The 291-nt window shown below is 44.7% G+C and carries 1 protein-coding gene; it reads right to left on the bottom strand.

What is annotated here, in order from left to right:
* A partial coding sequence (locus tag B3180_RS08655; protein ID WP_286844039.1) for a hypothetical protein occupies window positions 1-203 on the bottom strand: 203 nt, incomplete at its 3' end.
* Window positions 204-291 lie beyond the last annotated feature (88 nt).

The raw sequence follows: 291 nt of genomic DNA, 5'->3' as shown, positions 1-291 counted from the left end.
TAGTCTTTTACCGGACCAAAAATACGAGCACAGAACAAACCATCACGTTCAGGTTTGAAGGTACGGTAATTAATAGTCTCAGGTTTTTTCACCTCACCATATGACCAACTACGGATCATATCTGGAGACGAAAGAGCGATGCGAATACCATCAAACTCTTCTGCCTGATTCGTCGGCTTTAAAAGCTTCAGCAAGTCTTTCACGATTTATCTCCTGTCGGAGTTCAACCTACGGGGAGCGCAAGCACTCCCCCAATTTATTCCAGCAACAGCGTCTTAGTTCTGTTCTAGC

This window comes from Idiomarina sp. UBA4206 (genome assembly GCF_002383015.1).
Lineage (GTDB): Bacteria > Pseudomonadota > Gammaproteobacteria > Enterobacterales > Alteromonadaceae > Idiomarina > Idiomarina abyssalis.
The sequence above is the reverse complement of the archived record's forward strand: the minus strand, read 5'-3'. Positions and strand labels throughout refer to the sequence as shown.